Origin of the sequence: Mesorhizobium sp. (assembly GCF_004963255.1) — a bacterium.
Taxonomy (GTDB): Bacteria; Pseudomonadota; Alphaproteobacteria; order Rhizobiales; family Rhizobiaceae; genus Mesorhizobium.
In genome coordinates, this window is the sequence record NZ_SUGA01000012.1 from 1 (window position 1) to 19,449 (window position 19,449).

At 64.4% G+C, this 19,449-nt stretch carries 11 protein-coding genes; 5 read left to right on the forward strand and 6 right to left on the reverse strand.

What is annotated here, in order from left to right; all coding sequences use genetic code 11:
* Positions 1-168 precede the first annotated feature (168 nt).
* Both E5X34_RS15120 and E5X34_RS15125 read left to right on the forward strand, forming a co-directional pair.
* Complete coding sequence (locus tag E5X34_RS15120; protein ID WP_292565997.1) at positions 169-2,538, forward strand: aminomethyltransferase family protein; 2,370 nt, start codon at positions 169-171, stop codon at positions 2,536-2,538.
* A gap of 242 nt (positions 2,539-2,780) precedes the next feature.
* A complete protein-coding gene (locus tag E5X34_RS15125; RefSeq protein ID WP_292566000.1) occupies positions 2,781-4,490 on the forward strand; it encodes an APC family permease in 1,710 nt (569 codons plus the stop codon).
* Between the two features lie 73 nt (positions 4,491-4,563).
* On the opposite strand, the gene E5X34_RS15130 is transcribed toward E5X34_RS15125, so the two are convergent.
* The 5 genes from E5X34_RS15130 to E5X34_RS15150 form a co-directional block, all read right to left on the reverse strand.
* Positions 4,564-5,913 (reverse strand): LLM class flavin-dependent oxidoreductase, encoded by a 1,350-nt coding sequence (locus E5X34_RS15130; RefSeq protein ID WP_292566002.1) that lies wholly within the window; start codon positions 5,911-5,913, stop codon positions 4,564-4,566.
* A gap of 264 nt (positions 5,914-6,177) precedes the next feature.
* A complete protein-coding gene (locus E5X34_RS15135) occupies positions 6,178-9,333 on the reverse strand; it encodes an efflux RND transporter permease subunit (RefSeq protein WP_292566005.1) in 3,156 nt (1,051 codons plus the stop codon).
* A 248-nt stretch (positions 9,334-9,581) separates the two neighbouring features.
* Entirely contained in the window at positions 9,582-10,784 is a 1,203-nt protein-coding gene (locus E5X34_RS15140; RefSeq protein ID WP_292566009.1) for an efflux RND transporter periplasmic adaptor subunit, read from the reverse strand.
* A 14-nt stretch (positions 10,785-10,798) separates the two neighbouring features.
* Positions 10,799-11,404, reverse strand: a complete 606-nt coding sequence (locus E5X34_RS15145) for a TetR family transcriptional regulator (protein WP_292566013.1) — start codon at positions 11,402-11,404, stop codon at positions 10,799-10,801.
* Between the two features lie 216 nt (positions 11,405-11,620).
* Positions 11,621-13,261 carry an acyl-CoA synthetase gene (locus tag E5X34_RS15150; protein ID WP_292566016.1) on the reverse strand — a complete coding sequence of 547 codons (1,641 nt, stop codon included), beginning with the start codon at positions 13,259-13,261 and terminating at the stop codon, positions 11,621-11,623.
* Between the two features lie 202 nt (positions 13,262-13,463).
* Between E5X34_RS15150 and E5X34_RS15155 the strand changes: the two genes are divergently transcribed.
* The 3 genes from E5X34_RS15155 (at position 13,464) to E5X34_RS15165 (ending at position 17,850) form a co-directional block, all read left to right on the forward strand.
* Entirely contained in the window at positions 13,464-14,429 is a 966-nt protein-coding gene (locus E5X34_RS15155) for a sugar-binding transcriptional regulator (RefSeq protein WP_292566019.1), read from the forward strand.
* 83 nt (positions 14,430-14,512) lie between these two features.
* Entirely contained in the window at positions 14,513-16,567 is a 2,055-nt protein-coding gene (locus E5X34_RS15160) for a bifunctional aldolase/short-chain dehydrogenase (RefSeq protein WP_292566022.1), read from the forward strand.
* 218 nt (positions 16,568-16,785) lie between these two features.
* Positions 16,786-17,850: a D-alanine--D-alanine ligase family protein gene (locus E5X34_RS15165; protein ID WP_292566026.1), complete on the forward strand. Its 1,065-nt coding sequence runs from the start codon at positions 16,786-16,788 to the stop codon at positions 17,848-17,850.
* 13 nt (positions 17,851-17,863) lie between these two features.
* Here E5X34_RS15165 and E5X34_RS15170 read toward each other — a convergent pair whose 3' ends face one another.
* Positions 17,864-19,378, reverse strand: a complete 1,515-nt coding sequence (locus E5X34_RS15170) for a winged helix-turn-helix domain-containing tetratricopeptide repeat protein (protein WP_292566030.1) — start codon at positions 19,376-19,378, stop codon at positions 17,864-17,866.
* Between the last annotated feature and the right edge of the window lie 71 nt (positions 19,379-19,449).

The following is a 19,449-nucleotide window of genomic DNA, read 5'->3' on the forward strand; positions in this document are numbered from 1 at the left end:
CAAAAAACGCCCATCTGCCTCGTGCGCTAAATATCGGCTCCCGTGCAAAACCCTCACAAGGGGAGAAGGGAAGTCCCGCCTTGCCAAAAGCCCTCACCCTGCTATTCTCTCGGCGAAAATAATTTTACACACAGGCAAACTTGTTTCTCGCTCGGAGGAGGGTTTCAGATGAGCCAATCGCCCTACCCCGCCGTCCTGTCCGGGCCGCCCAAGCCCAGCCTGATCCTGAGGCCCGGCGAGATCCGCTTGCCCCCCGGGCTGGAGCGCTACACCGTGCAGGGCAATGGCGCGGTGCTCATCGACGTCGAGGCGGGCGACAGCGTCAGTGTGGCCAATGTCGAGGGCGGGCAGCCCTGCGAATTGCTGGCCTGGGATAAAACGGGGATCACCGATCCCGGCATTTTCGGTGAGAGGTCGAACAGCAATGCGGCCGGCATCAAGGCGCTCCTTGCCGAAGGGGACGACAGTCTCTCGGCGGTTCGCCTCAGCCTCGAGCGCCGCAAGGTGGAGCTCGACCAACCGAAAACTGTGCGCGTGTTCGGCGGCGCCACGCCGGCCGGCACCGAGCAGAGTTTTTCCGTGCAGCGCGACGGCGCGCTGCTGATCGCGGCGCCCGGCGGGCCTATGCTGGTCGACGGCCACAACACGGCGACGCCGCTCACCGTGCTGGTGCGCCGCGCCACGATCCGGCTGAAGACAAGAGGACAGCTTGCCGATCCGCTCGCCGATCCGGTGCTCGATCTCAGGGTGCATTCGGCGACCGCCGAATCCTATTTTGTCAGGGCCGGCGACTATCTGCAGATCATCGACGTCGACGGCCGGCAGTGCACCGATTTCCAGTGCTTTTCGGCGCGCAAACTGGACAAGGGGCACGACCTGCCGCTCGACGTGACGACGACGCGCACGCTGATGGGCTCGGCCTATCCGATGCCCGGCCTGCATTCGAAATATTACGACCGGGACATGGAGCCGCTGGTCGAGGTGGTGCAGGACACATGCGGGCGGCACGACGCCTTCGCGCTCGCCTGCGCCGCCAAATATTACGACGACATCGGCTATCCGGGCCACACCAACTGCTCGGAGAACTTCAACAAGGCGCTTGCCGACAAGGGTGTCACGCCCCGCGCCGGCTGGATGGCGATCAACTTCTTCTTCAACACGGCGATCGACGCGCATGGCGTGATGGTGTCGGACGAACCCTGGTCGCGGCCGGGCGACTATGTTTTGCTGCGCGCGCTGACCGACATCGTCTGCGTGTCCTCGGCCTGCCCGGACGACACCACGCCCGCCAATGGCTGGGACCTCACCGACATCCATGTGCGGACCTATTCCGGCCAGCACAAATTCTCGCGAGCGATCGCCAGACGCATGAAGCCCGACTCGGAACCGAAAATGACCCGCGAGACCGCCTTTCATTCGAGCTTTGCCAAGCACACGCGCGATTTCGTCGAATACAGGGGCTATTGGCTGGCCAATTCCTTCGCCAAGGAAGGTCCCATCGCCGAATACTGGGCCTGCCGGCAGGCAGCCGTGATCATGGACCTGTCGCCGCTGCGCAAGTTCGAGGTCACGGGACCGGACGCCGAGGCTCTGCTGCAATACACGCTCACCCGCGACGTCAAGAAGCTCGGCGTCGGCCAGGTCGTCTATACGGCGATGTGCTACGAGCATGGCGGCATGATCGACGACGGCACGCTGCTGAGACTCGGCAAGGACAATTTCCGCTGGGTCGGCGGCGACGATTTCTCAGGCGAATGGTTGCGCGAGACGGCCAAGAAGCTCGGCCTCAACGTGCTGGTGCGCTCCTCCACCGACCAGATGCACAACATCGCCGTGCAGGGCCCGAAGAGCCGCGACATCTTGAAGGAGGTCGTCTGGACCTCGCCGGTGCAGCCCTCGATCGGCGAGCTCGAATGGTTCCGCTTCGCGGTCGCACGCATCGGCGGCGGCAACGGCGTGCCCGTCGTCGTCTCGCGCACCGGCTATACGGGCGAGCTCGGCTATGAAATCTGGTGCCATCCGCGCGACGCGGAAAAGGTTTTCGACGCGATCTGGGAAGCCGGCCAGCCGCACGGGCTGAAACCGATGGGCCTGCAGGCGCTCGACATGGTGCGCATCGAGGCCGGGCTGATCTTCGCCGGCTACGAGTTTTCCGATCAGACCGATCCGTTCGAGGCCGGCATCGGTTTCACCGTGCCGCTGAAGACCAAGGCCGACGACTTCATCGGCCGCGACGCGCTGATCCGGCGCAAGGAGCATCCGCAGACGAAACTGCTCGGCCTCGACATCGACGCCAACATTCCGGTCGGCCATGGCGACTGCGTCCATGTCGGGCGCGCCCAGATCGGCGTCGTCACCTCCGGCATGCGCTCGCCGGTGCTGGGCAAAAACATCGCGCTGGCAAGGCTCGACGTCACCCACGCCGAGATCGGCACGGAGGTCGAGATCGGTAAGCTCGACGGCCACGCCAAGCGGCTGCCGGCCCGCGTCGTGGCTTTCGCCCATTACGATCCGCAGAAGACCAGGCCGAGATCCTGATAGCGGCGATCTTCCCCTTCTCACTGTGTGGGAGAAGGGGAAGAGAGCACGTTTCGCAAGCGTCATGTGCATGACATCCACAAAACGCTTGACGCGAAAGCGCGTCGGATCAATCTTCACTCTTAAGAAAAAAATACGACTGAGTGGAAACACGACGGTCGGGCCATAGTGGCCGGGGAGCAAGCTTCGCAAAAGCCGAAGCGTCGCCGGCGGGGAACAGAAAAAAGGGGAAGACACAAGACATGAGCACGATAAGCACGGCCCTGGAGCAGCCTGCCGAAAGCAAGCTGCTCAGGCATATCGACTGGCGTGGCGCCTTCTGGGTCGCAAGCGGCGTTCCGGCGCTGGTCCTGTTCTCGATCGGCGGCATTGCCGGCACGACTGGAACCCTGGCCTTCCTGATCTGGACGGTGTCCATGATCATGGGTTTCCTGCAATCTTTCACCTATGCGGAGATTGCCGGCCTGTTCCCGAACAAGTCGGGCGGCGCCTCGATCTACGGCGCCACCGCCTGGCTGCGCTATTCGAAATTCATCGCGCCGCTGTCGGTGTGGTGCAACTGGTTCGCCTGGTCGCCGGTTCTGTCGCTCGGCTGCTCCATCGCCGCCGCCTATATCCTCAATGCGCTGGCGCCGATCCCGGTCTTCTCCGAGACCTCACCGGAGGTCGTCGCCTATATCGCCGCGCATGCGGGGACGGCCCCTGCCGACGCCATCGCCGCGGTGACGTCCGCGGCGACGCCGGCGATCCGCACCTGGACGCTGTGGGGCCATACGCTCGGCCCGGTCTCCTTCACGCTCAACGCCACCTTCTTCATCGGCGCGGTGCTGATGCTGGTCATCTTCGCCATCCAGCATCGCGGCATCCTCGGCACGGCCAATGTGCAGAAATATATCGGCCTGCTGGTCATCATCCCGATGCTGATCGTCGGCGTGGTGCCGATCATCACCGGTCAGATCGACTACGCCAACTTCTCGCCGCTGGTGCCGCTGGCGGCGGCCTATGCGCCCGACCCCGGTTCGTGGAACATCGCCGGCTGGACCTTGGTGCTGGGCGGCATGTTCATTGCCGCATGGTCGACCTACGGCTTCGAGACCGCGGTCTGCTACACGTCGGAGTTCAAGAACCCCGGCACCGACACGTTCAAGGCGATCTTCTATTCCGGCCTGCTCTGCATGCTGTTGTTCATCCTGGTGCCCTTCACCTTCCAGGGCGTTCTGGGCCTGAACGGCATGCTGGCGACGCCGATCGTCGACGGCTCGGGTGTCGCCGACGCGTTGGCCGGCATGGTCGGCGGCGGCAAGATCATCCACAGCCTGCTGGTCATGCTGATGATCCTGGCCCTGGTGCTCTGCATCATGACGGCGATGGCCGGCTCCTCGCGCACGCTCTACCAGGGCTCGGTCGACGGCTGGCTGCCGCGCTATCTCAGCCACGTCAACGAGCATGGCGCGCCGACGCGGGCGATGTGGACCGATCTCTGCTTCAACCTGGCCGTTCTGGCGATCGCCTCGGCCGACGCGACGAGCTTCTTCTTCATCCTCGCCGTGTCGAACTGCGGCTACATCATCTTCAACTTCCTCAACCTCAATGCCGGCTGGATCCACCGCATCGACAACGGCCACATCACGCGGCCGTGGCGGGCGCCGACCTGGCTGCTCGGCATCGGCGCCATCTTCGCCTATGTCAACGCGGTGTTCATGGGCGCCGGCGCCAAGGTGTGGAACCCGATGGCGCTGTGGGCCGGCCTGATCACTGCTGCCTTGATCATCCCGGTGTTCTGCTTCCGACATTACATCCAGGATGGCGGCAAATTCCCCGACCATATGATGGCCGATCTCGGCATGGCGGGGGCCGACCTCTCGGTCAAGAAGGCGGGCATGCTGCCCTATCTGACGCTCGCCGCCGGCGTAATCGTGATGCTGATCGCCAACTGGGTGTTCGTCATCTGACGTGGCAACCCGAACGAAACGGGCGCGCCTCGGCGCGCCCGTTTGCTTTTTGCCGATTGTCTGGATCCCAGTGTCAACCTGCCTTACGGACCGCCTCGCTTTCGAAGAACCGGTTCGGCGGCCGCTTCAGGCCGAGATTCTCGCGCAGCGTCGATCCTTCATATTCGCGCCTGAAGATCCCGCGCCGCTGCAGCTCGGGCACCACCTTCTCGGCGAAGTCGTCGAGCCCGGCGGGCAGGTAAGGAAACATGACATTGAAGCCGTCCGAACCGTCGGTGAGCAGCCATTCCTCCATTTCGTCGGCAATGGACTTGGCGGTGCCGACGAAAGCGAGGCCGGAATAGCCGCCGAGCCGCTGCGCTAGCTGGCGAACGGTGAGATTTTCCTTGCGCGCCAGTTCAATGACGCGTTCGCGGCTGCTCTTCGAGGCATTGGTCTCCGGAATGTCCGGCAACGGTCCGTCCGGATCGAAACCGGACGCGTCGTGGCCGAGCGAGATCGACAGCGAGGCGATCCCGCTCTCGTAATAGACGAGGCTGTCCAGCTTCGCGCGCTTGGCCCGCGCCTCCTCGACACTGTCGCCGACGATGACGAAGGCGCCGGGCAGGATCTTGATGTCGTCGCGTGAGCGGCCGAGCTTTTCCGCTCGGCCCTTCACATCGGCAAGGAAGCGCTGGCCGGATGCCAGGTCGGGCGGCGCAGCGAAGATCACCTCCGCCGTCTCGGCAGCCAGCTGGCGCCCGACGTCAGACGCGCCGGCCTGGACGATGACCGGCCAGCCCTGCACCGGCCTGGCAATGTTGAGTGGGCCGCGCACAGACAGGTGCTCGCCCTTGTGGTCCAGCACATGGAGTTTCGATGGATCGAAGTAGAGCCCGCTTTCGGCGTCGCGGATAAAGGCGTCGTCGGCAAAACTGTCCCATAGCCCGGTGACGACGTCGTAGAACTCACGCGCCCTATGGTAGCGCTCGTCGTGCTCGACATGCTCGTCGAGGCCGAAATTGAGCGCCGCGTCCGGGTTGGAGGTGGTGACGATGTTCCAGCCGGCGCGGCCGCCGCTGATATGGTCGAGCGAGGCGAAGCGCCGCGCGATGTGATAGGGCGCGTCGAAAGTGGTCGATGCGGTCGCCACCAGGCCGATATGATCGGTGACGGCGGCAAGCGCCGACAGCAGCGTGAACGGCTCGAAAGAGGTCACCGTGTGGCTGCGCCGCAGCGCCTCGATAGGCATGTTGAGCACAGCCAGATGATCGGCCATGAAGAAGGCGTCGAACTTCGCCGCCTCCAGCGTCTGCGCGAAACGCTTCAGATGCGCGAAGTTGAAGTTGGCGTCGGGATAAGCGCCCGGATAACGCCAGGCGCCGGTGTGAAGACTGACGGGGCGCATGAAGGCGCCGAGCCGCAATTGCCGTTTTTCTGACATGGGGAATGATCCAGCGATGACGAGCGTTGCCGCTCCGATATTAGCGCAGGATCGGCCCGCATCGCGCCGCTGAAAAGGAATTCTGTTTCGCGGAAGCCTTGCCGCTGAGCATTTTCGCCCGGCTGGCCTTTGATGCGGATCATCCGCCACCGGCTTTCGCCGATGGCGGATGATCCCAGGTTGCCACCTTGTCGTTGAGCGTCATCTCTTCCGAACCGAAGGTCAGCGCAGCAAAAACCGCTACGCACTTCTCGGGGTCATGCTCTATTCCGCGGCCAGTGCCAGCTGCGGCCGTTCGATGCCTTCGATCTTCTCCGGCGCCGGCGCCTGCTCGTCGGTCTTGGCCTTCTTCGGCGCGCGGCCGAAGAACAGGGCGTAGCCGGCCGGCAGCACCAGGATGGTGAGCACGGTGGCGACCAGGATGCCGCCCATCATGGCGTAGGCGAGCGGCCCCCAGAAGACGGCGCGCGAGATCGGGATCAGCGCCAGCACGGCGGTGAGCGCGGTCAGCATGATCGGCCGGAAGCGGCGCACGGCTGCACCCACGATCGCCTCCGATCGGTCCATGCCTGCCGCGATATCCTGATCGATCTGGTCGACCAGGATGATCGAGTTGCGCATGATGATGCCGAGCAGCGCGATGACACCGAGGATGGCTACGAAGCCGAAGGGCGCGCCGCTGATCAGCAGCGCGGCGGCGGCGCCGATGATGCCGAGCGGACCGGTGGCCAGCACCAGCATCGCCTTGCCGAAATGCTGCAGCTGAACCATCAGAAGCACGACGATGATGGCGAGCATGATCGGCGCCTTGGCGGCGATCGAGGCCTGGCTTTCGGCCGAGTCTTCTGCGCCGCCCTGGATCTCGATCTTGTAGCCAGGCGCCAGGCCGGCGCGCAGGTCCTTCATGTCGTTGTACATCTTGGTGACCACATCGTTCGACTGCACGCCGTCGGGCAGCGTGGCGCGCACGCTGATCGTGGGCAGCCGGTTGCGCCGCCATTCGATGCCCTGCTCCATGACGGGCACGACCTTTGCCACCTGCGAGAGCGGCACCGAGCCGCCGAAGTCGGTCGGGATGTAGACGGAGTCGACCGAGGAGAGGAGATGGCGGCTCGCTTCCGGCTCGCGGGCTACGATCGACACCGTCTCCTCGCCGTCGCGGAAGTCGTCGAGCTGCGCGCCGGACATGGTGGCCTGCAGCATCTGGCGGATGCGCTGCGAGGTGACGCCAAGGGCGCGAGCCCGATCCTGGTCGATCACCAGCTTCATCGCCGGCACCGGCTCCAGCCAATCGTCATGGATGGCGCCGAGCAGCGGGTTGGCCTGGAACTTCGCCTTGACCTCGTCGGCGATGCGGCGCACCTCCTTGCGGTCCGGACCCATGATGCGCATCTGCACCGGCCAGCCGGTCGGCGGACCGAGGAAGAGGCGGTCGACCTTGCCGCGGATCGACGGGAAGTCCTTGGCCAGGATGCCGCGCATCTTGACGATCAGCCGCTCGCGCGCCGGCTCGTCCTTGGCCATCACCAGGAGCTGGGCGAAGTTGGGATTCCTGAGCTGCTGGTCCAGCGGCAGGAAGAAGCGCGGGGCACCCTCGCCGATATAGGTGGCAATGAAGCGCTTGTCGGGATCGTCCATCATCCTGGCTTCCAACGCCTTGGCCTGGTTCTCCACTTCCTTGATCGAGGTGCCTTCCGGCAACCAGAGATCGACCAGGATTTCCGGGCGCGACGACTGCGGGAAGAAGTTCTGCGGAATGAACTGGAAGGCCCAGAGGCTGGTGGCGAAGGTGACAAGCGTCATGACCAGAACGATGATGCGGTGGCGCACCGCCCAGGTGACCGTCGCGCGCAGGCGGCGGTAGAAGCCGGTGTCGAAGACATCGTGGTGGGTCCCGGCATGCTTGCGCTGCTTGAGGATCATGTAGCCCAGCCACGGCGTGAAATAGACCGCCACGAACCACGACACGACGAGCGCGATGCCGACGACATAGAACAGCGTGCGGACGTATTCGCCGGCGGTGGATGCCGCGAAGCCGACGGGGATAAAGCCCGCCGTGGTGATCAGCGTGCCGGTGAGCATCGGGAAGGCGGTAGATGTATAGGCGAAGCTCGCCGCCTCGATCTTGACCAGCCCCTCCTCCAGCTTTCGCTCCATCATCTCGACGACGATCATGGCGTCGTCGACAAGCAGGCCGAGCGCGATGATCAGCGCGCCGAGCGAGATGCGCTGCAGGTCGATGCCGATCTCGTACATGATGGCGAAGGTGGCGGCCAAGACCAGCGGGATGGCGATGGCGATCACCAGGCCGGAGCGCCAGCCGATCGACAGCAGCGAGACGGCGAGCACGATGAGCAGCGCTTCGCCGAGCGCTTCCATGAATTCGCTCACCGCGTCCTTGACCACCTCCGGCTGATCCGAGATCTGATCGACCGAAACGCCGTAGGGCAGCCCAGCCTCGAAGCGCTGGTAGGTCACTTCCACATCCTTGCCGACGTCCCTGACGTTGAAACCCTTGGCCATGACAACGCCGACCTGGACGCTCTCATGACCGTTGAAGCGGTATTTGCGCTCGTAGGGATCCTCGAGGCCGGAAGAGACGGTGGCGATGTCGCCGAGACGCGTCACCTGATTGCCGGAGCGCAGCCTGAGCTCGCGGATATCCGCGGCCTTGGTGACATCGCCTTCGACCGAGATGCGCACCGAGCGCAGGCCGGTGTCGACCGAGCCCGCGGGATCGACCGCGTTCTGCCCCTTCACGGCGTTCTGCAAGTCGAGGATGGTCAGGCCGCGCTCGGCCAGCGCCTTGGACGAGACGTCGATATAGATCTTCTCCGGCTGGTCGCCGATGATGACGGCCTTTTCCACACCGGGCGTTGTCAGCAGCATGTCACGTGCCTGGATGGCGAACTTCTTCAGCTCCGGATAGGTGAAGCCGTCGCCGCTGATCGAATGCAGCGTGATGAAGGTGTCGCCGAACTCGTCATTGAAGTAGGGACCGAGCAGGCCTTGCGGCAATTCGTTGGAAATATCGCCGACCTTCTTGCGCACCTGGTAGAAGGCGTCCTTCACCTCCTCGGCATTGGTGTCGCCTTTCACCTGCAGCGTGATGATGGCGCTGCCGGCGCGGGTGTAGGAGCGCACGAAATCGAGATGCGGCGTTTCCTGCAGCTTGCGCTCGATCTTGTTGACGACCTGGTCTTCCATGTCCTGGATCGAGGCGCCCGGCCAGATCGCCTGCACCACCATGACGCGGAAGGTGAAGTCAGGATCCTCCTTCTGGCCCATGCGCATCAGGCCGAGCGCGCCGGCCAGGATGATCAGCCCGAACAGGAAGCGGGCGATGCTCGGATGTCCGATCGCCCAGCGCGAGAGGTTGAAGGGGCGCTTTTCAGTGCTGCTGTCGGTCGTGGTGGTCATGGCGCAAGTCCAGTCCAATTGGCCGGCAATGCACTGCTGGCATTGCCCGTGAATTCTCGGTCGGGTTTCCGGGCGGCGAGACCCTCAAGCGGAGAGAGACTCGCAAATCGCGCTGGACGCGGCACTGCCGCGGGGGGGAGCCAACATGCCGGCATCCCGCGATCGGGCGTTCGCCGCCCGGAACCCATGCCCCTCCCCGGCTCGCGGCTTGATGCAGCGAGAGCGGGAAAGGCGTCTGTTACGCCTGGTTAGTGCAGGCTGCCGGTGGTTGGGACATCCTCCGCCGCCGAGGCGGATTGCTGGGCGTCGCCGGAAAGCTTGACCTTCAGGTTTTCGGTCATGAACTGGGTGCCTGCCGCGACCACGACATCGCCCTGTTTCAGGCCGTCGGCCACGGTGACGCCGTCGGCTGTGAAGTTGGCGACCTTGATCGGGCGCGGATGCACCGTGTCGGAGGCGCGATCCACCGTCCAGACGATCTGCTTGCCGTCCTTTTCGGTCATCGCGGTCAGCGGGATCGAGACGAGCTCAGCCTTGCTGCCGACGGTCGCCTGGACATTGGCGGTCATGCCGAGCAGCACGCGCGGATCGTTGGGCAGCGACACCCGAACCGCGAAGGTGCGCGACTGCGGATCGGCGCTGCCGGCGACTTCGCGGACCTTACCGTCAAGGGTGAGCCCGTCGTCGGACCAGAAGCTCGCCTTGACCTCCTTGCCAGGCTTGAAGCCGGCGACATCCATCTCCGGCACCGCGATCGAAACTTCCTTCTCGCCGTCGACCGCGACGGTCATAACCGGCGTGCCGGCGGCGACCACCTGGCCGACATCGGCGGAGATGGCGGTGACGATGCCGTTCTTGCTGGCTTTCAGATCGGCGTATTGAACCTGGTTCTGCGCCTGGGCCAGCGTCGAACGGGCGGCATCGCGGGTCGCCACGGCCTGGTCGTAGGTCAGCCGCGCCTGGTCGAGCTGCGACTTGGGCGCGAAATTCTTGGCATAGAGCTGCTCGGCGCGCTTCCTAGCGAGGTCAACGGTCTCGACCTGGCGCTCGGCCGCGTCGAGGCTGGCCGCGGCGCTCTTCACCGACAATTCGTAATCGGCCGGATCGATGCGGGCGAGGACGTCGCCCTCATTCACGTGCTGGCCGATGTCGACCAGGCGCTCGGTCACCTTGCCGGCGATGCGGAAGCCGAGATTCATCTCGGTACGGGCGCGCACCGAACCGGAATAGTCGAGCTGACGGGTGTTCTGCGCCTCGCCGATCTCGACCACCTTCACCGGTCGGACGACCTCCTGGACGACCTCTGCCTTCTCCTGGCTGCAGCCGGCAAGACCAAGCACTGCTGCGACGACGGCGGCGGTTGGGAGGCCGGCGGCCGGCAGCCTGCGGAGGATGGAACTGGACAAGGACACCTTAGCACTCCCGAACTGGAAATGATTTGTCGACCGCATGCGGCGGACAGATTCTATTTCAAGGCTCTGATGGCGTAGTCGATAAGTTCGTCGGGCATCGCCCGATTGGTCTTGGCGAGGCACTGCGCCACCATCTGCGGGTGGCAGAGAATGACGGTGGCGGCGCCGAAGCAGCGCGAGGCCGTTTCGGGATCCTGGTCCCTGAACTCGCCGGCCTCGATGCCCTCGCGGATCACTTCGGCGAAGAGGTCGTGGATGCTGTTGACATGCTTGTCGATGACGCCCCAGTCGCGCTCCAGCGCGACGATGACCATCTCATGCACCTTCTCCTGGTCGAGCATGACCTCCAGCGTCATCTTGTACTGGGCGTGGATGTAGCGGCGCAGCCGTTCCTCCGCGCTGACCGGCAGATGCATGATCTCGTAGGCCATCTTGTAGCTGGCGCCGAGCATACGGCCGCAGACGGCCTGGTGGATTTCGACCTTGGAGGCAAAGAAACGATAGATGTTGGCCGGCGACATACCGAGCTCGCGGGCGATGTCGGCGACGTTGGTCTTGCCGTAGCCATAGTGACGGAACAGGCGCTCGGCGCAGTCGAGAATGCGGGTCACATTCTCCTGTCGGGCGGGGTCTGCCACGATGTTGGCGGCTTCGGACATGGCGCTTTCGTTTGATAAGTGACGAATTTCAATTTTCGTCAGTCGTAAAACGAAAGCAGCGAGGAGTCAACGCGGAATCGGCGTACGCGTATAATTGGTGACAGATGGTGACAGTTGCGAGGGCCGGCGGGTGGCGACGAGGATGCTAACCTCTAGCGTAGCGATCCTTCGCGCCCCCCTCTGTCCCGCCGACGTGGCTTTCTTCGCCTCGCCGTACTACGCCCCCTTCGCCATTTCCCGCAGCCGGAACTTCTGGATCTTCCCCGTGGACGTCTTCGGAATCTCCGCGAACACCACAGCCTTCGGCACCTTGAAACGCGCCAGCAACCCTCGGCAATGCTCGATGATCTCGGCTTCGGTCGCGGCCTTGCCGGGCTTCAGCTCGACATAGGCGACCGGCACCTCGCCCCATTTCTCATCGGCGCGGGCTACCACACCGCAGGAGGCGACCGACGGATGCTTGTAGAGCGCGTCCTCGACCTCGATGGAGGAGATGTTCTCGCCGCCCGAAATGATGATGTCCTTGGAGCGGTCCTTGAGCTGGATGTAGCCGTCGGGGTGCATGACGCCCAGGTCACCGGAATGGAACCAGCCGCCGGCGAAGGCCTCGTCGGTGGCCTTGCGGTTCTTCAGATAGCCCTTCATGACGATGTTGCCGCGGAACATGACCTCGCCAATGGTCTCGCCGTCGGCCGGTGTCTCGGCCATCGTCTCGGGGTCCATGATCGTCAGCCCTTCCAGCGCGGCGTAGCGCACGCCCTGGCGCGCCTTCTTCGCCGTCCTCGGTCCTTTCTCCAGCGCGTCCCATTCATTGTGCCATTCGTTGACGACGGCCGGGCCGTAGGTCTCGGTCAGGCCGTAGAGATGGGTGACGGCGAAGCCGGCATCGGCCATGCCGGCAAGCACCGCTTCCGGCGGCGGCGCGGCGGCGGTGTTGAAGGTGACGGTCTGCGGGAACTGGCGCTTGTCCTCGTCCTTCGCATTGATCAGCACCGACATGACGATCGGCGCGCCGCACAGATGGGTGACGCCGTGATCGGCGATCGCGTCGTATATCGGCTTTGCCCGCACCCAGCGCAGGCAGACATGGGTGCCGGCCTGGACGGCTAGCGTCCAGGGAAAGCACCAGCCGTTGCAGTGGAACATCGGCAGTGTCCAGAGATAGACAGCGTGCCTGGCCATGGCGGCATGGATGGTATTGGTGTAGGCCATCAGGGCGGCGCCACGATGATGATAAACGACGCCCTTCGGGTTGCCGGTGGTGCCGGACGTGTAGTTGAGCGAGATGGCGTCCCATTCGTCGTCCGGCATCGACCATGCGAACGCCTCGTCGCCCGCGGCGACGAAGTCCTCATAATCGAGCACGCCGATCCGCTCGCCCTTCGGGTAGGGAGGGTCGGCGGCGTAATCGGGATCATCATAGTCGATGATCAATGGCTTGGCCTTGGCCAACGCCAGGGCCTCCTTGACCACGCCCGAGAATTCGCGGTCGACGATCAGCACCTTCGTGTCGGCATGATCGAGCTGGAAGGCGATGATGGCGGCGTCGAGGCGGGTGTTCAGGGAATGGAGCACCGCCTTCACCATCGGCACGCCGAAATGCGCTTCCAGCATCGGCGGCGTGTTGGAGAGCATCACTGTCACCGTGTCTCCCTTGCCGATGCCGTGCCGCGCAAGCGCCGAGGCAAGCTTCAGCGAGCGGCGCCAGAACTCGCGATAGGTGATGCGCTGGCTGCCATGGATGATAGCGACATGGTCGGGATAGGTCTTGGCCGTGCGTTCAAGGTAAGTGAGCGGCGTCAGCGGCTGGTAATTGGCGGCGTTCCTGTCGAGATCCTGTTCGTAGGGATTGGCCATCCCGTTCTCCCCAAAGTTCTTTTCGAACCTTCTAACCTCAGGCCCGCTGTCACGCTATCCCTCCGAATAGCTGAAAATGCTATGATCCGGTCGCTTGACAGAACGGCGATCCACGCTGAGCCGTGCCGACAGGTAAACGCCTCCGCTCACTCAGGTTTGACTTTTGTCGAGAGCCGTGACTAATGTCAGCCAGGGAGGCGGCATGGCGATCAGACCGGCAGAACAGCTCATCCACAAGGCCGCCTGGCTTTACTATGCGCATGGCCTTCGCCAGGACGAAGTGGCGAGCCAGCTCAACATTTCGCGGGCTTCGGTCGCCATGTATCTGCGCAAGGCGCGCGAGACCGGCATCGTCAACATCTCGACCTCGACGCAGCTCTTCACCGACGATGTCATGGCGCGCAAGGTTGAAGACGCCTTCGGGCTCGACGCCGTCTGGATCGCGCCCGAAAATGCCTATCTCGCCGATCCCTCGACTGACATCGCGGTGCTGGCGGCCAGCGTCTTTCTCGAGCTGGTGAAGAAGGGCGACCGCATCGGCGTGGCCTGGGGCCGCACCGTTTACACCATAGCCGACATCATGTCCTTCGCCGACCTGCAGGACGTCACCGTGGTGCAGCTCTGCGGCAATCTCGGCGCGCCCTATTCCTATCGGCCCGACCAGTGCACGATGGAGATCGCGCGACGGCTCAACGCCAAGGGCCTGAACTTCTATGCGCCGCTGGTGCTGTCGACGGAAGAGCTGGCGAAGAGCCTGCGCGCCGAGCCGGTGATCCGCGACCAGCTCGCCGGCATCGCCGACTGCGATCTGGCGCTCTATTCCGTCGGCGCGGTCGACGCCGACAGCCATCTGGTGAAATGCGGCGCGCTGTCACCGGCCGAGATGGAGGCGCTGCGCAGCCAGGGTGCGGCCGGCGTCATCGCCGGGCAGATCATCGACGCCAGGGGCGAGGTGCTCGACTGCAGCTACAACCGGCGCGTCATCTCCGCCGCGCTGGCTTCGCTGCGCGCCATCGAGAAGCGGCTGATGGTGGTGCAGGAAGACACCAAGTTCGAGCCGCTGCTCGCGGCCATCGCCGGCGGGCTCTGCACGCATCTGGTGATCGGCGCGCATATGGCCGAGCGCCTGCTCCAATACGCCGAGGCGGCAACCAAAAAGGCCTCTTAGAAAACCACCCTCGCCGCTTCTGTCACAAAGGCGTCGCGGCTTTCTGTTCATGAGCAAAAAGACGAGTATCGGGACGCAACGACATGAAGAATCTTTGGAATGACGCCGACGCGGAGAAGATGGTTGCCGACTACGCCAAGAAGGGCGTCGGCGGCGACCTTGCATTGCGCGTCTACACGACCCGCCTGCTCGGCGGAGAGCCGCGGCTGGTGCTGCATGGCGGCGGCAACACCTCATGCAAGACCAAGGCCACCGACCTGCTCGGCGACGAATGGGACGTGCTCTGCGTCAAGGGCAGCGGCTGGGACATGGCCGTCATCGAGCCGCAAGGCCTGCCGGCGGTGAAGATGGGCGCGCTGCTCAAGGCGCGCGCGCTGGACAAGCTTTCCGACGAGGACATGGTGGCGCTGCAGCGCTCCAACCTGATCGATCCGTCCTCCCCCAACCCGTCGGTCGAAACGCTGCTGCACGCCTTCCTGCCGCACAAATTCGTCGACCACACGCATTCGACCGCGATCCTCGCCATCGTCGACCAGGAAGACAGCAAGCCGCTGATCAAGACCGTGTTCGGCGACAGACTAGGTTACGTGCCCTACATCAAGCCAGGCTTCGACCTCGCCAAGGCGGCCGCGGAAGTCTTCGATGCCGACCCGAGCGTCGAAGGCCTGATCCTAGACAAGCACGGCATCTTCACCTTCGGCGACGATGCCAAGCAGGCCTATGACCGCATGATCCACTACGTGACCATGGCCGAGGACTATGTCGCCAAGAACGGCAAGCCGCAGGCCGCCAAGGCGGCGCTGCCGGCAAAGCTCGCCAAGCCGAGCGACATCGCGCCGCCGCTGCGCGGTGCCGTCGCGGTGCCGCGCGGCGAAGGCCGCTTCGACCGTATGATCAGCGACTTCCGCACCTCGGACGCGATCGTCGATTTCATCAACTCGGCAAAGATCGCCGACTATGCCGGCCGCGGCGTGTCGACGCCCGACCTGTCGATTCGCATCAAGACCGGGCCGATGGCCGTGCCGGCGCCCGATGCGGACAAGCTCGGCGACTACAAGGCCGTGGTGCGCAGCCATGTCGAGGCCTTCGTCAAGGACTACACCGCCTATTTCGAGACTAATGACGCGCTCGACGACGTCAAGCGCACCATGCTCGACCCGATGCCGCGCCTGACGCTGGTGCCGGGTCTCGGCATGTTCGGCCATGGTCGCACGCTGAAGGACGCGAAGATCGCCTCCGATGTCGGCGAGATGTGGATCGAGGCGGTGCGCGGCGCCGAAGCTATCGGCAATTTCCATCCGCTCTCCAAGGCCGATCTCTTTCCGCTCGAATACTGGTCGCTGGAGCAGGCCAAGCTTGCGTCCAACAAGCCGAAGCCGCTGACCGGCCAGGTCGTGCTGGTCACCGGCGGCGCCGGCGCCATCGGCGCCGCGACGGCAAAGCTGTTCGCGGCCAATGGCGCGCATGCGGTGATCGTCGACCTCGATCCGGCCAAGGCCGCGGACGCGGCGAAGGCGGCCGGCAACAACTCGATCGGCGTCGGCGCCGACATCACCAAGCCGGCCGAGATGCGCGCTGCCTTCGACAAGGCGGTCGCGGTCTATGGCGGCGTCGACATCCTGGTCTCGAACGCGGGAGCGGCCTGGGAAGGCCGCATCGGCGAGCTCGACGACGCCACTTTGCGCAAGAGCTTCGATCTCAACTTCTTCGCGCATCAGTCGGCGGCGCAGAACGCGGTGCGCATCATGCTGGAACAGGGCACAGGCGGAGTTCTTCTCTTCAACACCTCGAAGCAGGCGATCAATCCCGGCCCGAAATTCGGCGCCTACGGAATTCCCAAGGCGGCGACATTGTTCCTGTCCAGGCAATATGCGTTGGATTACGGCGCCTATGGCATCCGCTCCAATGCGGTCAACGCCGACCGCATCCGCTCCGGGCTTCTCACCGACGCGATGATCGCCAGCCGTTCCGGCGCTCGCGGCGTATCGGAGAAGGAATACATGTCCGGGAATCTGCTCGGGCAGGAAGTGACGGCCGACGACGTGGCGCAGGCCTTCCTGCACCAGGCGCTGGCCGAGCGTACCACCGCCGATGTGACCACCGTCGACGGCGGCAACATCGCGGCGGCGCTGCGCTGACGAATATCGTTGCAGCGGTTCGTCGTTTCACGAAAACGACGAACCGCTCGATCTCCTCGCGTTGACGCCTCTCAGGACGGAGCGTCCTGCCGCGCTTCTGCTGAAAAACTGCTGCAACCGGTCAAAGTCCCACTCCAATCGTCCGCTTACTACGGTTGAAGGGGATGCCTGGTGTTTCGCATGCGAGCTCCAATCCTTGATCATTTGTGGAGTTGTCGATGCCCGCAAAAAGACTTCGTATCGGTGTGCTGTTCGGCGGACGCTCAGCCGAGCATGACGTGTCGCTGCTTTCGGCGGCCAACGTCATGGCCGCGCTGGACCCGGCGAAATACGATGCCGTTCCGATCTTCGTCACGCGCGAAGGGCAATGGGCGCTGAGCAGCTTCGAGAATGGCACGCTGGCGACGCCGTCGGTTGGCACGCAGCTCTGCCTGGTGCCGGGCGGGCATGGGCGGATGCTCGCGATCCCTACCGGCCGCGCACCCCACGATCTGCCCGCCATAGATATCCTGTTTCCGGTGCTGCACGGCCTGCATGGCGAGGACGGCGCGGTGCAGGGACTGGCCGAGGTGGCGCGCGTGCCGCTCGCCGGCTGCGGCATCCTCGGCTCCGCCACGGCCCTCGACAAGGACATTGCCAAGCGGCTGCTGAAGGCGGCCGGACTGCCCGTCGCACGCTCGGTGACGATCGACGAGGGCGCGGTGCCTTCGCTTGCCGAACTGGAAGAGCAGCTCGGCCTGCCGCTGTTCATCAAGCCGGCGCGGCAAGGTTCGTCGGTCGGCGTCGCCAAGGTCAATGCCGGCCAAAAATTCGACCGCGCGCTGACAGAAGCCTTCCAGCACGACAGCAAGCTGCTGGCGGAGGAATTCGTTCGTGGCCGCGAGATCGAATTCAGCGTGCTGGAGAGCCCCTCGGGCGGACTCTTCGTCTCGCGTCCAGGCGAGATCGTGCCCGCGGAGAGCCACGGCTTCTACAACTACAACGCCAAATATATCGACGAGAACGGCGCGGCGCTGATCGTGCCGGCGGAATTGCCGCCGCAGGTCGAAGAAGCCATGCGCGACACGGCGGCAAAGGCGTTCAGGGCGCTCGGCTGCGACGGCATGGCCCGCGTCGACTTCTTCCTGATGCCGGATATGACTTTCCTGATCAACGAGCTCAACACCATTCCGGGCTTCACCAACATCAGCATGTACGCCAAGGCGATGGCGGCGAGCGGTGTCAGCTATCCGGAGGTCATCGACCGGCTGGTGGCGCATGGGCTGGCGCGCGCCGGTCGCTGAGGTTACGCCGGCCTCACTCCGGCAGGCCGGCTTTACGGAAGCCGTCGACGAAATGCTCAAGCGTCGCGTCGTCGCGGAAAGGCTCTGTATCGACCCAGCGCTGGGTGGAGAAGTGCGGATTCCCGACCAGGAACAGCGCGACCTCGGTGCGCGCCTCGTCGAGCCGGCCGAGTTGAGCAAGGGCCGCCGCCAGGAAGCGGCGCGAGCTGGTGCGGTAGGTCTCGTCGCGGCGCAGCGTCTCGACGGCGGCTTCGTAGTCACGGGCCGCATACTGTGCCTGGCCGAGCGTCAGATAATACCAGCTCGGCGGAAAGGGATTGAGCCGGAACGCCTTGCGGATGTGCTCGAGACTCAAGTCCACCTGGCCGGCCAGCACCTCGATGTCGGACAATGTCGCCCAGATATCCGCCTCGTTCGGATCGAGTTCGATCGCCTTGGCGAACTCAATCTCGGCCTGTTCGAAATCGCGTTCATAGGCAAGCAGGTTGGCGAGCACCCAGCGGCAGCCGGCGTCGTGGGGGTCGATCGCCACCGCCTTGCGCGCCAATTCCAGGGACGTGCTGCGGGCAGGTTCGAACGGCTCGCCCCAATGCACCCAGCCCATCCAGTGGTTCATCGCAAGCCAGCGATAGGCCTCGGCATAGTCCGGATCGAGAGAGATCGCGCGCGTCAGCATCAGATGCGCTTCGCGCGCCATCTGCGGGGATTCGTCGAACGATTTGCGAGCCCGCACGACGAGATCATAGGCTTCCAGATTTCTGGGCCGGTTGCGGGCCGGCGGCGCGCGCAGCCGCCCGAGCAGCGCCTCGACGATCTTGGCGGTAGCCTCATCCTGAACGGCGAAGATGTCTTCCAGGCCGCGATCGAACCGCTCGGCCCACAGATGCTTGCCGCTCAGCGCGTCAATCAGCTGGGCGTTGATGCGCACACGCCCTGCCGCGCGCCTGGCGCTGCCCTCCAGCAGATAGCGCACGCCGAGTTCGCCGGCGATGGCGCGCACGTCCATCGCTTTGCCCTTGTAGGCAAACACCGAATTGCGCGCGATGACGAAGAGGCCCGGAATCCGTGAAAGATCGGTGATCAGGTCTTCGGTCAGGCCGTCGGCGAAAGACTCCTGCTCGGGATCGTTGCTCAGATTGACGAAGGGCAGCACGGCGATCGACGGTTTGTCGGGCAGCGGCAACGGCTTGCGCGTGGCGTCGGCCTGTTCGACCGTACCGGTGAAGCGATAGCCGACACGCGGCACGGTGGCGATCCACTCGCCACCACCGGCCGCCGGACCGAGCAGCTTGCGCAATTGCGCGATCTGGACGGTGAGATTGCCTTCCTCTACCGCCGTGCCCGGCCAGGCCGCGTCCATCAGCTCGGCCTTGGCGAGGATTTCGCCTGGACGCGCGACGAGGGCCTCGAGCAGCTTCAGCCCGCGATGGCCGGCGGCGACGGGAACATCGCCCCGAAGCAGCGTTCCCGCGCCGGGATCAAACACGAATGGTCCGAAAGCAAAGCGCGATCCCTGCATGCGGCGCATCTATAGCCGATTTGGAAGTTTTGAGAACTATTTGGGAGGGCTTAATTACGTCGCTCGCCGCCTGCGGCACA

Excerpts from the sequence above, each read along its gene's own strand:
- E5X34_RS15120 (WP_292565997.1), top strand. The coding sequence starts at position 169 with ATGAGCCAATCGCCCTACCCCGCCGTCCTGTCCGGGCCGCCCAAGCCC.
- E5X34_RS15125 (WP_292566000.1), top strand. The coding sequence starts at position 2,781 with ATGAGCACGATAAGCACGGCCCTGGAGCAGCCTGCCGAAAGCAAGCTG.
- E5X34_RS15130 (WP_292566002.1), bottom strand. The coding sequence starts at position 5,913 with ATGTCAGAAAAACGGCAATTGCGGCTCGGCGCCTTCATGCGCCCCGTC.
- E5X34_RS15135 (WP_292566005.1), bottom strand. The coding sequence starts at position 9,333 with ATGACCACCACGACCGACAGCAGCACTGAAAAGCGCCCCTTCAACCTC.
- E5X34_RS15140 (WP_292566009.1), bottom strand. The coding sequence starts at position 10,784 with ATGCGGTCGACAAATCATTTCCAGTTCGGGAGTGCTAAGGTGTCCTTG.
- E5X34_RS15145 (WP_292566013.1), bottom strand. The coding sequence starts at position 11,404 with ATGTCCGAAGCCGCCAACATCGTGGCAGACCCCGCCCGACAGGAGAAT.
- E5X34_RS15150 (WP_292566016.1), bottom strand. The coding sequence starts at position 13,261 with ATGGCCAATCCCTACGAACAGGATCTCGACAGGAACGCCGCCAATTAC.
- E5X34_RS15155 (WP_292566019.1), top strand. The coding sequence starts at position 13,464 with ATGGCGATCAGACCGGCAGAACAGCTCATCCACAAGGCCGCCTGGCTT.
- E5X34_RS15160 (WP_292566022.1), top strand. The coding sequence starts at position 14,513 with ATGAAGAATCTTTGGAATGACGCCGACGCGGAGAAGATGGTTGCCGAC.
- E5X34_RS15165 (WP_292566026.1), top strand. The coding sequence starts at position 16,786 with ATGCCCGCAAAAAGACTTCGTATCGGTGTGCTGTTCGGCGGACGCTCA.
- E5X34_RS15170 (WP_292566030.1), bottom strand. The coding sequence starts at position 19,378 with ATGCGCCGCATGCAGGGATCGCGCTTTGCTTTCGGACCATTCGTGTTT.